This window comes from Anoxybacillus tepidamans PS2 (assembly GCF_000620165.1).
Lineage (GTDB): Bacteria > Bacillota > Bacilli > Bacillales > Anoxybacillaceae > Anoxybacteroides > Anoxybacteroides tepidamans_A.
Genome location: NZ_JHVN01000001.1, coordinates 23,003 through 36,431, shown reverse-complemented (window position 1 = coordinate 36,431; position 13,429 = coordinate 23,003). Strand labels below are relative to the sequence as shown.

Below are 13,429 nucleotides of genomic sequence, written 5' to 3'. Positions count from 1 at the left end.
ACTTATTTTGTTAGGTATTCATACAGGATGTCATGAACGATTTCATATAAGTCGCTATTTGGTTGTTTTTGTTTTTCTAATATAATTTTATGAGAAAGATCGGCCCATTCCGACTCGGTGAACGGAAATTCGTCGACATCGCGTCCGTATTGAAGAAGGCAGTTGCGGACGAATTTTTTCAGCCATTTTTCATTCAAGCGCTTCAATCCTTACGATTGTGCTGGCGTCGCACGGACGACGGACTCGAATTTTCCTTTATGCGATCCATCGCAAAACGGCATTTTTTGCGACATGCCACAGCGGCAAAGAGAAAACGTTTGTTTTGTTTCGAATTTGTTTCCTTCCGCGTCGATTAACTCGACATCTCCCGTAACGCGCAACGATCCGTTGTCGTTCACTTTAATTTGCACCTTTTCCATACTGCATCCTCCTTTATTTGTCTTTCCGTTTTTGTTAGTATAATAAGGTATGTAAAATTCAAACGCAAAAGGGCGATCACTATGAATATTACATTTACCGAGAAAGCAATGCAACAACTTGAGCTGATTTTGTCACAGAAAAATAAGCAGCTAAAGCTGAAGTATGATACGGATGGCTGCGGTTGCGTTGTCAACGGCGTGCCGACGTTATGGCTTGTCGATCATGCGGATGAAGACGATGTAGCCGTTGCGACGAACTATATTCCTATTTTGCTTGAGAAATCCCGTCTTGTGTTTTACGACGATACAATGACGATCGATGTGGTCGACGGGGCAGGATGTTTTCAGCTCAAAAGCCCCAATCAAATTTTGAATCCGCGCATGTCGCTTATGGAAGTGAGTGAACAACATGAATGACAAACTAAAACAAATCGAAAATATCGCCAAGCAAAAAACATGGGTGTCGTTTACCCATGAAAACGACCCGTACAGTTTGCTGCATTGGTCGGTTGCTGGCGTTTATCAAGAAAAGAAAGATGTGTGGCTATTGCAAGACGAGATGACGTTTGAAACAACGGAGTTTGCCACGCTCGATGAAGCGATCGCTTGGATGAATGAACATATGCCGCATATTACAGAAATTTTATAAGCGATTGAAGGCGAGTCGTTTGACCGCCTCCAATCGTTTGGTTATTGCGGCGTGTTTTGCCGCTTGGTCGGATGGATCGCTTTTTCAAGTTCTTCTTTGGCGATCATCGGTTTGACTGTATCTGCCGACGGTTTGCCTTTTTGTCCGCGGTTGTTAGCCATCAAACGAGTCTCCTTTCCTTAAATGATGTGCTTTCTTATCATGAAAAAATGATGACGTTTTTATTCGCTAGGGGGGATTTGCGGTGAAAAAAAGACAGCGGGTTTCCATGAACCAAGACGATGAAAAAATGATGCTAAAAGATCGCCTTACTTCTGATTTGTATGCAAAGCTGCGCGCGAAAAAGAGCGAATTAGAAGCGGAGGAAAAGCGGAAAAAAGAGGAAGAAGAAGCGCGCAAACGCGAAGAAATGAAGCGGCGCGAAAAGCAGAAGACGTTTGAAGAATTGTTGAATGAAAGCAACTTAGATTGGCGGAAGTTTAAGTAAAAAAGAGCTAACAAACGCTGTTAGCTCTTTTTGTTTATCGATGCGCCTCGTACACGGACGCTTTCGTCTGCTGGCGCAGCCATTCGTATTCGTCTTGCGTCAACTTGTGGGCGGACGCGGCGGCGATATTTTCTGCGAGCTGCTCAAGACTGCTCGCACCTGGAATGGCGGCAGCAACCACAGAGTCATAAAGGCAAAACTGCAAAGCGGCTGCGGTCAAGGAACGGTTCGGAGCCGTTCGCTCTTTTAACGTCGGCAGCAATAATTGCAGCTCTTCGTATGTATAATCAAGATATCCATGCTGCTTTACGCTCTCGCTTGCCGCTTCAAGCGGTCTTTCCGTCAACAAGCCTTTTGCGACCGGCCCGCGGGCGATGACGCTAATTTTATGTTCTTTTAAAAGCGGAAACAATTCCTCTGGCCGGCGGTCGAGCAAACTGTATTGCATCATGACGCTGACGATATTGGAACGCTTGACATATTCGCGAATGACGTTTGGGCGGATGGAAGAGATGCCATAGTGGCGGATCACCCCTTCTTGTTTCAGCTCTTCAAACGCTTCGATTGTCTCATCGATCGGATCGTCAATCGTGCCGCCGTGCAGCTGGTATAAGTCAATATAATCGGTTTGCAGACGGCGCAAGCTTTCTTTTACTGCCGTTTTAATATGCGCTTTCGAAGGATCCCAAAACCAGCCGTTGCCATCATTGTTCCAGCGATTCCCCACTTTCGTCGCAAGCACGACTTGGTCGCGTTTCCCCTTGAGCGCTTTTCCGACAAACTCCTCGTTCAACCCGCGATCATACAAATCGGCCGTGTCTAAATAATTAATGCCGCGCTCTAACGCTTCATGAATCAGGCGGATCGCTTTTTGTTCATCTGTTCCAAGCGACATGCAGCCGAGCCCGATTTCACTCACATATAAATCCGATGTCCCGATGCGCCGTTTGTTCATCATTGGACCTCCTCAATAGGTGATTTTCTCCATTCCATTATAGTACAATTCAAATGGGAAATGATAAAAAGACGGGAGCGAATATAATGGAACATTTAGTGGAAAAGACGATTCGAAAAGAACCCATTTTTAGCGGCAAGGTGATCGATGTATATGTAGAGGATGTCGAGCTGCCAAACGGCAAAACAAGCAAGCGGGAAATCGTGAAGCATCCAGGAGCGGTGGCGATCATTCCGGTCACAAATGAAGGAAAATTAGTGCTCGTCCGCCAATATCGAAAAGCGCTCGAACGTGCATTGGTCGAAATTCCGGCCGGAAAATTGGAAAAAGGGGAAGAGCCGGTTGTGACTGCTCGCCGCGAGTTAGAAGAGGAAACCGGATACGCAGCGCGGGAGATGCGCCATCTCATTTCGTTTTACACATCGCCGGGATTTGCCGATGAGTTGATTCATTTGTATGTGGCTGAAGGGTTGCAAAAGCTTGACGATGCGGCTGGGCTTGATGAAGACGAGTTTGTCGATCTGTTGGAAGTCACGTTAGAGGAGGCGTTAACCATGCTTGAAAACAAAGAAATTTACGATGCCAAAACGGCATATGCATTGCAATATCTACAACTGCAGCAGGCGTTGAAACGATGAAAAATTATTACGTCGATCTACATATTCACATCGGCCGCACCGCTTCCGGCAAACCGGTGAAAATTACGGGGGCGCGAACGTTGACGCTTCCCAACATTGTCGACGAAGCGGCGCGCGTCAAAGGCTTGCAAATGGTGGGCGTCATTGACAGCCACGTTCCGGACGTGCTCAATGAACTTGAGCGAATGGCGGAACAGAATGGCTGGACGGAGCATGCAGAAGGCGGCGTAGGGGCTGGCGATGTGACAGTTTTATTAGGAAGCGAAATCGAAATTTATGACGCGCATTGCCAAGGCCCGATTCATGTGCTCGTGTTTTTGCCGACGGTGGTGGCGATGCGTGAGTTTTCCCAGTGGCTTAAAACGCGCGTCAAAAACATCTCTCTCAGCTCGCAGCGCATGTACGGAACAGGGCGAGAGCTGCAGCAATTTGTAAAAGAACTAGGCGGGCTTTTTATCCCGGCGCATGCGTTTACGCCGTTTAAAAGTTTATACGGCAAAGGGGTTCGCCGCAGCTTAACCGAAGTGTTTGACCCAGACTTGATCGATGCGATTGAGCTTGGGCTGAGCGCTGACTCAGCGATGGCCGACCAAATCGCTGAACTGCATCGCTATCCGTATGTATCGAATTCAGATGCCCATTCATTACCGAAAATCGCGCGCGAATATCAAATCATTCGCATGAACGCCCCGACATTTGCCGAGTTGAAAAAAGCGCTATACCAAGAAGAAAATTGTTCGATTGTCGCCAATTATGGCTTTAATCCAAGGCTTGGCAAATACCATCAAACAGCGTGTGAACAATGTGCGGCGCCGATGGAGACGTCCGATGAGCGCTGCGCATCGTGCGGACACCATCGGTTTGTGAAAGGGGTGTTTGACCGGCTGGAAGAACTGAAAACCGCAAACAACGGGCCACCGCGTCCTCCATACATTTATCAAGTGCCGCTTGAGTTCATTCCCGGCATTGGCAAAAAAACGTATGAAAAGTTGCTTCGGCATTTTGGAACGGAAATGCGCATTTTGCACGAGGCGACGGAAGCAGAAATAGCCGATGTAGCGGGGGAAAAGCTCGCCAAGTTGATTGTGCTCGCCCGTTCCGGCCAGCTTTCGATTGAAGCGGGAGGCGCGGGGAAATACGGAAAAATCGCTTCAAGATAGAAGCGGTTTTTCTCTTTTCTCTCAAATCTGTCATAGATACGCTCTTTTTTCATACAATCTAGTAAGAGCGAAATAGGAGGACGAGAGAGAAATGAGAAGACCACCGCTGAAATCAACCGTTGCCATGCATATGCGAGAGCATGCGTCAATTTATTTGTTTATTATTGTCTTGTTTCTGATGGGCGTCATTTTTGGTGCTATTGTCGTTAATAGTTTAAATTTCAGTCAAAAACAAGATTTATATTACTATTTAACCCAATTTTTCGGACAAGTATCGAAGGGAGAATTTGCAAGCGCAAATGACATGTTTCAACAAAGCTATTTTCACAATTTAAAATATGTCGGATTCATGTGGGTGCTCGGAATTTCTATTATCGGGCTACCAATTATTTTAATTTTGCTATTTTTAAAGGGAGTTGTTGTCGGCTTTACGGTCGGATTTCTCGTCAATCAAATGGGCTGGCAAGGATTTTTGCTGTCGTTTGTTTCCGTTATGCCGCAAAATTTTATTGTGATTCCTGCTTTTATTGTGATGGGGGTCGTTTCTGTTTCTTTTTCGTTGAAAATGGTGCGAAATCAATTTATAAAGCGAATGCATGAACCGATTTTTCCGATGATTATCCGTTACACATTTGTGATGGTGATCATTAGCGTGTTTTTACTTGCATCTGCTTCTTTAGAGGCGTATGTTTCGCCTGTAGTCATGAAGCAAGTGATTGAATTAATGAAAAACTAATAATTATTATCAATAAGTAAACATTTTATTTATTTGTTGATAATAATTTTACTTTGATACTTCCCTCCCTCTTTTGTTATAATGATAGTTGAATGACGAGGGAGGGAATCAAATGGAAGAACGGGTTGAACGAATCAAAAAACTCCTGCATACCGCTGGATATAAATTAACGCCGCAACGCGAAGCAACCGTGCGCGTCCTCTTAGAGCATGAAGAAGATCATTTAAGTGCGGAAGATGTCTACCTCCTCGTTAAAGAAAAATCTCCCGAAATCGGTTTGGCGACAGTCTATCGAACGTTGGAGTTGTTAACAGAATTAAAAATTGTCGATAAAATTAACTTTGGCGATGGTGTATCGCGGTATGATCTTCGGCAAGAAGGGGCGACGCATTTTCATCACCATTTAGTATGTATTGAATGCGGATCGGTAGCGGAGATTCAAGAAGATTTATTAGAGGAAGTAGAAGCGATTGTGGAACGAGATTGGAAGTTCAAAATTAAAGATCATCGGCTCACGTTTCACGGCATTTGTTACCGTTGCCAAGAAAAAGATAAACATGAGGAGTAAAAAACCTTTTCCGATAGGAAAGGTTTTTTATGTATAAATAGAAAAAATGGTGGCATATCCTCTTAGTAAGTGTCATATAGCGAGGAGGATAGCCCATGAAAACAGTTTGGCAAATGGTAAAAGTGTTTATTTTATTTACGGGATGCACGCTTTTATTTTACTATAGTCTTATATGGTTTCACCAAGAATATGAGAATTATCACCGTTATGACGAGCCACAAGGTTCCGCGGTGAAAGTGTCAACGATAGAAAAACCATCAACGGACTGGCTGGAGAGGTTTATACTTTTTTATCGCGATGGGGAGTAGAGAGCGTTGGAATACGAATTGCAAGATTTTCTTCATTATTTGACAGTGGAACGAAACTTAGCCAAAAATACAATTGTTTCATATGAACGCGATTTGCGAAAATATGTTCATTATTTGAAGCACGTCGAACAAATCGGTTCCTGGAATGATGTATCGCGATTGCACATTTTACAATTTTTAAAGTTTTTAAAAGAAAAGGGGAGTTCGGCGAAAACGATTGCGCGCCATATCGCTTCCATTCGTTCATTTCACCAATTTCTGCTGCGTGAAAAAGCGACGGAACAAGATCCTTCCGTTCATATTGAGACGCCGCAGATGGAACGAACGTTGCCGAAAGTGTTGTCGATGGGGGAGGTGGAGGCGCTTTTAGATACTCCGAAAGCGAATACTCCATTTGGTATTCGCGATAAGGCGATGCTTGAACTGTTATATGCAACTGGCATGCGTGTCAGTGAACTTGTCGGCTTAAACCTTGCGGATGTCCACTTGACGATGGGTTTTGTCCGTTGCTATGGAAAGGGGAATAAAGAACGGATCGTGCCAATTGGCCGTCTGGCGCTCGAGGCGCTAAAGGTCTATATTGAAAAGGCAAGGCCAAAGCTTCTTGATCCGAAAAAGCGAACAACCGATGCTTTATTTTTGAATCATCACGGACAACGGCTCACACGGCAAGGATTTTGGAAAATTTTAAAAAAGCTTGCCAAGGAGGCGAATATTCAAAAGGAATTAACTCCGCATACATTGAGACATTCGTTTGCGACTCATTTGCTTGAAAATGGGGCCGATTTGCGGGCAGTGCAGGAGTTGTTAGGCCATGCCGATATCTCCACAACGCAAATTTATACGCATGTGACGAAAACTAGGTTAAAAGATGTGTACAAGCAATACCACCCGCGCGCTTAACGTGCGCGGGTTCTTATTGTAAAAAAACGTTCATACTTATTTATTGCACGTATTTATGAAAACGTTTTATAATGTAGTTGTCAGACTTCTGACCAATCTATCGTTTGCTTGCTTTAAAATAGATAAGGGCATGATATACGGGGAGCATCATGTTGTGGCGAATAGGAGGAATTCACATGAACTATACATACAAACGCATTTTTTTAATAGTGATGGATTCAGTTGGCATCGGTGAAGCGCCCGATGCAGAAAAATATAACGACAAAGGCGCCGATACGCTTGGGCATATCGCCGAACATCGCGGCGGCTTAAATATGCCCAATATGGCAAAGCTCGGCCTAAGCAACATTCGGGAAATTAAAGGAATTCCAAAAGCGAACGAGCCGCTTGCCTATTATACAAAAATGCAGGAAGCATCTGCCGGAAAAGATACGATGACTGGTCATTGGGAATTGATGGGGCTTCGCATCGATAAACCGTTTCAGGTATTCCCGAACGGATTTCCGCAAGAGCTGATCGCTGAACTTGAAAAGCGGACGGGGCGTAAAGTGATTGGCAACAAACCAGCAAGCGGCACAGCGATTATTGAAGAACTTGGCAAAGAACATATGGAAACAGGGGCGATGATCGTTTATACATCTGCCGATTCGGTGTTGCAAATTGCCGCCCATGAAGAGATCGTACCGCTTGACGAGTTGTATCGCATTTGCCAAATTGCACGTGAATTAACGCTAGATGAAAAATATATGGTCGGCCGCGTCATTGCCCGGCCGTTTGTTGGAACGCCGGGACAATTTCAACGAACAGCCAATCGCCATGACTATGCGCTCAAGCCGTTCGGCCGCACGGTAATGAACGAATTGAAAGATGCTGGCTATGATGTGATTGCGATCGGCAAAATTTCCGATATTTACGACAATGAAGGGGTGACGAAAGCACTCCGCACCAAATCGAACATGGACGGAATGGATAAGCTGATCGATACGTTAAAGATGGACTTCACAGGGTTAAGCTTTGTAAATCTTGTCGATTTTGATGCTTTATACGGTCACCGCCGCGACCCGAAAGGATATGGCGATGCGCTCGAGGAGTTTGATGCGCGCCTGTCGGAAGTATTCCCGCTTTTAGAAAGCGACGACTTATTAATTATTACCGCCGATCACGGCAATGACCCTGTTCATCATGGAACGGACCATACGCGCGAGTATGTGCCGCTTCTTGTCTATAGCCCGAGCACAAGCGGCGGAAAAGAATTGCCGCTTCGCCAAACATTTGCTGATGTCGGCGCGACGATTGCGGAAAACTTTCAGGTCAACATGCCGAAATACGGAACGAGCTTTTTAACGGAATTAAAATAAGGAGGGGCACATCTATGGATCGCACAGCAATTGAACAAGCTGCACAATTTTTAAAAGAAAAATTTGCAACGCCGCCTAAAATCGGGCTTATTCTTGGCTCCGGGCTCGGTGTTTTAGCCGAGGAGATCGAGCGGGCTGTTAAAATCCCGTATCACGAAATTCCCGGTTTTCCGGTCTCCACGGTAGAAGGCCACGCGGGGCAACTAGTGTATGGTGAATTAGAGGGAGCGACCGTTGTTGCGATGCAAGGCCGCTTTCACTACTATGAAGGATACAGTTTGGATAAAGTGACATTTCCGATTCGGGTGATGAAAGCGCTTGGAGTTCAGCAGTTAATCGTGACAAATGCTGCGGGCGGTGTCAATGAATCGTTCCAACCGGGCGACTTAATGATTATTTCTGATCATATTAATAATATGGGGACGAACCCGCTGATCGGACCGAACGATCCAGAGTTCGGCGTTCGCTTTCCGGATATGACGGAAGCTTACAGCAAACGGCTAAGACGGTTGGCAAAAGACGTGGCTGCTCGCTTGCAAATCGGAGTGCAAGAAGGTGTGTATGTTGGGAATACGGGTCCTTCTTATGAGACGCCAGCAGAAATCCGCATGATTCGCACGATAGGCGGTGATGCGGTCGGCATGTCAACAGTGCCGGAAGTGATTGTCGCGCGTCACGCGAACATGGAGGTGTTAGGCATTTCATGCATCTCCAATATGGCGGCCGGCATTTTAGATCAGCCGCTTACGCATGATGAAGTCATTGAAACGACAGAGAAAGTGAAGGCGAACTTCTTGCGATTGGTCAAAGCGATTGTGGCGGAAATGGCGAAAAATTAAGGCGAAGGTGATCGTATGAGAATGGTAGATTTAATCGCGAAAAAGCGAGATGGGCACGCTCTTACAAAAGAAGAAATCGAGTTTATTATTAACGGCTATACAAATGGCGATATTCCTGACTACCAAATGAGCGCGTGGGCGATGGCAGTGTTTTTCCGCGGCATGACGGAAGAAGAGACGGCTGCATTGACAATGGCGATGGTTCATTCCGGCGATACGATCGATTTATCGAAGATTGAAGGTATTAAAGTCGATAAGCATTCAACAGGCGGCGTGGGCGATACGACGACGCTTGTTTTAGGACCGCTTGTTGCATCCGTCGGCGTCCCGGTGGCGAAAATGTCAGGCCGCGGACTGGGCCATACGGGCGGAACGATTGATAAGCTCGAATCGGTTCCAGGGTTCCATGTAGAAATTGACAACGAACAATTTATTGAACTCGTCAACAAGAACAAAATTGCGGTGATCGGACAAACAGGCAACTTAACGCCGGCCGATAAAAAGCTGTATGCGCTCCGCGATGTAACAGCAACGGTCAACAGCATTCCGCTTATTGCTTCCTCAATCATGAGCAAAAAAATCGCCGCAGGGGCGGATGCGATCGTGCTAGATGTGAAAACCGGCGCGGGAGCGTTTATGAAAGAGTTGGCTGATGCGAAGTTGCTTGCAAGCGCGATGGTGGAAATCGGCAAGCGCGTTGGACGGAAAACGATGGCGATCATTTCAGATATGAGCCAGCCTCTTGGCTATGCGATCGGTAACGCTTTAGAAGTGAAAGAGGCAATCGATACGTTAAAAGGAGAAGGGCCAGAAGATTTACAGGAGCTTTGCCTCGTGCTCGGAAGCCATATGGTCTATTTGGCGGAAAAGGCATCTTCTTTAGAAGAAGCAAGAGCGATGTTAGAGCAGGCGATGAAAGACGGAACGGCGCTTGAGACGTTTAAAACGTTTTTAGCAGCGCAAGGAGGGGATGCGTCCGTTGTTGACAATCCATCCAAGCTGCCCGAGGCGAAATACCGGTTTGAGCTCGAAGCTAAGCAGGATGGTTGGGTGGCGGAAATTGTTGCTGATGCGGTCGGGACAGCGGCGATGCTTCTCGGTGCAGGGCGGGCGACGAAAGAATCAAAGATTGATTTGTCTGTTGGACTTGTGCTGCGGAAAAAAATCGGTGATACGGTGAAAAAAGGTGAATCGCTTGTAACTATTTATAGCAACAGCGAACAAGTGGATGAAGTCAAGCAAATGCTATATGATCATATTAAAATTTCCGCGGAGTTTGTGGAAGCGCCGACGTTGATTTATGATAAAATTTTGTAAACTAGTAGATATTTTAGGCCGCAGGCAAAATAGGGTTCAGACTTAATGTCTGAACTCTATTTTTTTTCCTTTGGCTGGGCTGCAAAACGGTTAAGGCTGACACTGTCGAAAGAGGCTATTTATTTGATGAAAATTCAACCATAGCACCCATTTTAATGTATAAAAAAATAAAAGTTGGAAAAGATGGCATGTATAAAGAATGGAGGGTTGGGAGATGAAGAAAGCCTTTATTTGTTTGTTACTCATAATCGCTTGGACGTTGCCAATATCTACAGGAGTTCAAGCGGCGGAAAAAGCAGTAAAACCCAATGTAGACCTAGTTAACCATGCTAAATCGGCCATTTTGATTGAGCGCGATACAGGAACGATTTTGTATCAAAAAAATGCTCATGAAAAACTGCCGCCTGCGAGTATGACGAAAATTATGACGATGTTGCTCATTATGGAAGCGATTGATCAAGGAAAGATCAAATGGAATGAAAAAGTACGGGCGAGCGAATATGCTGCGTCCATGGGTGGCTCGCAAATTTTTTTAGAGCCGGGTGAAGAAATGACAGTTGACGAACTGATGCGGGGCATTGCGATCGGCTCTGGCAACGACGCTGCAGTTGCGATGGCGGAGCGAATTGCCGGCTCGGAAGAAGAGTTTGTGAAAATGATGAACAAAAAGGCAAAGCAGCTTGGATTGCAAGATACCCACTTTAAGAACGCTACTGGGCTTCCAGCGGATGACCATTACAGCAGTGCCTACGATATGGCGATCATGGCAAAGGAACTATTAAAATACGATGAAATTACAAAATACACAGGAAAATACGAAGATTACTTGCGGGCGAATACCGACAAAAAATTTTGGCTTGTCAACACGAATCGCCTTGTGAAGTTTTATCCGGGAGTCGACGGAGTAAAAACAGGATTTACAGCAGAAGCAAAATATTGTTTAACAGCGACTGCGAAAAAAGATGGCATGCGCGTCATCGCGGTTGTGTTTGGAGCGCCAACGCCAAAAGACCGCAATACACAAATTACGAAATTATTGGATTACGCCTTTAGTCAATATAAAACGCATCCTGTTTACAAGCGAAATGCTGTAATTACGAAAGTCAATATAAGCAAAGGGAAAAAGAAAGACGTTGAACTTGTGACAGCGGAACCAATTTCCGTGCTCACGAAAAAAGGCGTTTCTGTTAGCCAAATGAAAAAAGTTGTGAAGCTTAAGGAAAATGTGGAGGCGCCGATCCAAAAAGGCGAAGTGCTTGGAACGCTGATTTTGAAGCAGGATGGAAAAGAGTTATTAAAACGTCCGCTTGTGGCGAAACAAGCGGTAGCGGAGGCGAGCTGGTGGGATTTATGGAAGCGGACGTTAAAATCGCTGATTCAGCCAGCTTAGGAGAATGGAATTGTCAGCTTTTGTAGACTTTGTTCTACTTTTTTCGAAATACCACTAGTTTTGTCAAATGGCAGGACTTCCCCACCATTTTAGAGAAATAATTGCGTATCTGAAATGACAAGGGGGAAAGAGCAGTGAGTCTAGCCATGGACTTCGAAGTAAGACAAGATGTGTTGCTCGTTCGGCTTTCAGGGGAGCTCGATCATCATACAGCGGAAGAACTCCGCGAAAAAGTGACTGCTACTCTTGAAAAAGAGGGCATTCGCCATATTGTGCTTAATTTAGAACAGTTAATGTTTATGGATAGCTCGGGTCTTGGGGTCATTTTAGGGAGATATAAGCAAATTAAAAATTTGGGCGGAGAAATGATCGTTTGTGCTGTTTCACCAGCGGTAAAGCGGTTGTTTGATATGTCCGGATTATTTAAGATTATTCGCCTTGAAGACGACGAGCAATTTGCACTACAAACATTGGGGGTGGCGTAAATGAGAAACGAAATGCACCTCCAATTTTCCGCGCTCAGCCAAAACGAATCGTTTGCCCGTGTAACGGTAGCCGCATTTGTTGCGCAGCTTGATCCGACAATGGACGAACTGACGGAAATTAAAACAGTTGTATCCGAAGCGGTGACAAATGCGATTATTCACGGCTACAATAATGACCCGAACGGCGTCGTGTATATTTCGGTTGTAATTGATGATGGCGTTGTTCATATTACGATTAAGGATGAAGGAGTAGGAATTGCAGACATTGACGAGGCACGGCAACCGTTGTTCACGACGAAACCGGAATTAGAGCGTTCAGGAATGGGTTTCACCATTATGGAAAATTTTACGGATGAAATTTCGATCCATTCTGAAATCAACAAGGGGACAACTGTTCATTTAACGAAATATATCACAAAGAGCAAAGCGCTATGTAATTAAGGGAGACATGCCTATGGATGTCGATGTCAAGCAAGAGCAGACGCCAATCAAAGATCACGAAATGAAAGAACTGATCCGGCGCAGCCAGGAAGGAGACCAGGAAGCACGCGATGAAATCATCGAAAAAAATATGCGGCTCGTTTGGTCGGTCGTCCAGCGCTTTCTCAACAGAGGCTATGAACCGGACGATTTATTTCAAATTGGCTGCATCGGCTTATTAAAATCGGTCGATAAGTTTGATTTATCGTATGACGTCAAATTTTCCACGTATGCGGTGCCGATGATTATCGGAGAGATTCAGCGTTTTTTGCGCGATGATGGAACGGTCAAAGTCAGCCGTTCGTTAAAAGAAATGGGAAATAAAATTCGTAAGGCGAAAGACGAATTGTCTAAGCGGCATGGAAGGGTGCCAACGGTAACGGAAATCGCCGATTATTTGCAGCTTTCGCCGGAGGAAGTGGTGCTTGCGCAAGAAGCAAGCCGCTCCCCGACATCGATTCACGAAACGGTGTATGAAAATGACGGCGATCCGATTACACTGCTTGATCAAATCGCTGATCAAGATGAAGATTCTTGGTTTGATAAAATCGCTTTAAAAAAGGCGATGGAAGAATTGGATGAGCGGGAACGGCTCATCGTCTATTTGCGCTATTACAAAGATCAAACACAATCAGAAGTGGCATCTAGGTTAGGCATCTCTCAAGTGCAAGTATCGCGGTTAGAGAAAAAAATTTTACAGCAGATGAAACAAAGAATGGATGAGTAACATCCATTCT

At 45.2% G+C, this 13,429-nt stretch carries 19 protein-coding genes; 16 read left to right on the top strand and 3 right to left on the bottom strand.

Annotation, left to right across the window (positions count from 1 at the left end):
- Window positions 1-2: 2 nt before the first annotated feature.
- Window positions 3-197, bottom strand: a complete 195-nt coding sequence (locus N667_RS0100245) for a YqzH family protein (RefSeq protein WP_027407686.1) — start codon at window positions 195-197, stop codon at window positions 3-5.
- Between the two features lie 12 nt (window positions 198-209).
- Window positions 210-419 carry a CDGSH iron-sulfur domain-containing protein gene (locus N667_RS0100240; RefSeq protein WP_027407685.1) on the bottom strand — a complete coding sequence of 70 codons (210 nt, stop codon included), beginning with the start codon at window positions 417-419 and terminating at the stop codon, window positions 210-212.
- Window positions 420-500: 81 nt separating this feature from the next.
- Here N667_RS0100240 and N667_RS0100230 point away from each other — a divergent pair, with 81 nt between their 5' ends.
- From N667_RS0100230 to N667_RS0100215, 3 genes are all read left to right on the top strand, one after another.
- Window positions 501-836 (top strand): iron-sulfur cluster biosynthesis family protein, encoded by a 336-nt coding sequence (locus tag N667_RS0100230; protein ID WP_035097684.1) that lies wholly within the window; start codon window positions 501-503, stop codon window positions 834-836.
- Window positions 829-1,068: a YqkC family protein gene (locus N667_RS0100225; RefSeq protein WP_027407683.1), complete on the top strand. Its 240-nt coding sequence runs from the start codon at window positions 829-831 to the stop codon at window positions 1,066-1,068. The genes N667_RS0100230 and N667_RS0100225 overlap by 8 nt, the downstream gene beginning before the upstream one ends.
- 244 nt (window positions 1,069-1,312) lie before the next feature.
- Window positions 1,313-1,555 (top strand): YqkE family protein, encoded by a 243-nt coding sequence (locus N667_RS0100215; protein WP_027407682.1) that lies wholly within the window; start codon window positions 1,313-1,315, stop codon window positions 1,553-1,555.
- Between the two features lie 34 nt (window positions 1,556-1,589).
- Here N667_RS0100215 and N667_RS0100210 read toward each other — a convergent pair whose 3' ends face one another.
- Window positions 1,590-2,510, bottom strand: coding sequence for an aldo/keto reductase (locus N667_RS0100210; RefSeq protein WP_027407681.1), 921 nt, complete (start codon window positions 2,508-2,510; stop codon window positions 1,590-1,592).
- Window positions 2,511-2,596: 86 nt separating this feature from the next.
- Between N667_RS0100210 and N667_RS0100205 the strand changes: the two genes are divergently transcribed.
- From N667_RS0100205 to sigF, 13 genes are all read left to right on the top strand, one after another.
- Entirely contained in the window at window positions 2,597-3,148 is a 552-nt protein-coding gene (locus N667_RS0100205; protein ID WP_027407680.1) for an NUDIX hydrolase, read from the top strand.
- The gene (locus N667_RS0100200) at window positions 3,145-4,308 is read left to right on the top strand and encodes an endonuclease Q family protein (protein ID WP_027407679.1); all 1,164 of its coding nucleotides are present in this window, start codon (window positions 3,145-3,147) and stop codon (window positions 4,306-4,308) included. Before N667_RS0100205 ends, N667_RS0100200 begins: the two co-directional genes overlap by 4 nt.
- Before the next feature lie 91 nt (window positions 4,309-4,399).
- Complete coding sequence (gene spoIIM / locus N667_RS0100195; RefSeq protein ID WP_027407678.1) at window positions 4,400-5,044, top strand: stage II sporulation protein M; 645 nt, start codon at window positions 4,400-4,402, stop codon at window positions 5,042-5,044.
- Window positions 5,045-5,156: 112 nt separating this feature from the next.
- Window positions 5,157-5,612 carry a Fur family transcriptional regulator gene (locus tag N667_RS0100190; RefSeq protein ID WP_027407677.1) on the top strand — a complete coding sequence of 152 codons (456 nt, stop codon included), beginning with the start codon at window positions 5,157-5,159 and terminating at the stop codon, window positions 5,610-5,612.
- A gap of 95 nt (window positions 5,613-5,707) precedes the next feature.
- On the top strand, window positions 5,708-5,920 hold the full coding sequence (locus N667_RS0100185; protein WP_027407676.1) for a YqzK family protein: 213 nt from the start codon (window positions 5,708-5,710) through the stop codon (window positions 5,918-5,920).
- Window positions 5,921-5,926: 6 nt separating this feature from the next.
- Entirely contained in the window at window positions 5,927-6,823 is an 897-nt protein-coding gene (xerD, locus tag N667_RS0100180; RefSeq protein WP_027407675.1) for a site-specific tyrosine recombinase XerD, read from the top strand.
- 176 nt (window positions 6,824-6,999) lie between these two features.
- Window positions 7,000-8,181, top strand: a complete 1,182-nt coding sequence (gene deoB / locus N667_RS0100175; RefSeq protein ID WP_027407674.1) for a phosphopentomutase — start codon at window positions 7,000-7,002, stop codon at window positions 8,179-8,181.
- A 14-nt stretch (window positions 8,182-8,195) separates the two neighbouring features.
- Entirely contained in the window at window positions 8,196-9,020 is an 825-nt protein-coding gene (locus N667_RS0100170) for a purine-nucleoside phosphorylase (RefSeq protein ID WP_027407673.1), read from the top strand.
- A gap of 15 nt (window positions 9,021-9,035) precedes the next feature.
- The gene (locus N667_RS0100165; protein WP_027407672.1) at window positions 9,036-10,337 is read left to right on the top strand and encodes a pyrimidine-nucleoside phosphorylase; all 1,302 of its coding nucleotides are present in this window, start codon (window positions 9,036-9,038) and stop codon (window positions 10,335-10,337) included.
- 214 nt (window positions 10,338-10,551) lie between these two features.
- The gene (locus N667_RS0100160; protein WP_027407671.1) at window positions 10,552-11,727 is read left to right on the top strand and encodes a D-alanyl-D-alanine carboxypeptidase family protein; all 1,176 of its coding nucleotides are present in this window, start codon (window positions 10,552-10,554) and stop codon (window positions 11,725-11,727) included.
- Between the two features lie 146 nt (window positions 11,728-11,873).
- Entirely contained in the window at window positions 11,874-12,212 is a 339-nt protein-coding gene (gene spoIIAA / locus N667_RS0100155) for an anti-sigma F factor antagonist (protein ID WP_409978166.1), read from the top strand.
- Complete coding sequence (gene spoIIAB / locus N667_RS0100150) at window positions 12,213-12,653, top strand: anti-sigma F factor (protein WP_027407669.1); 441 nt, start codon at window positions 12,213-12,215, stop codon at window positions 12,651-12,653.
- 13 nt (window positions 12,654-12,666) lie between these two features.
- On the top strand, window positions 12,667-13,419 hold the full coding sequence (gene sigF, locus N667_RS0100145) for an RNA polymerase sporulation sigma factor SigF (RefSeq protein WP_027407668.1): 753 nt from the start codon (window positions 12,667-12,669) through the stop codon (window positions 13,417-13,419).
- Window positions 13,420-13,429: the final 10 nt, after the last annotated feature.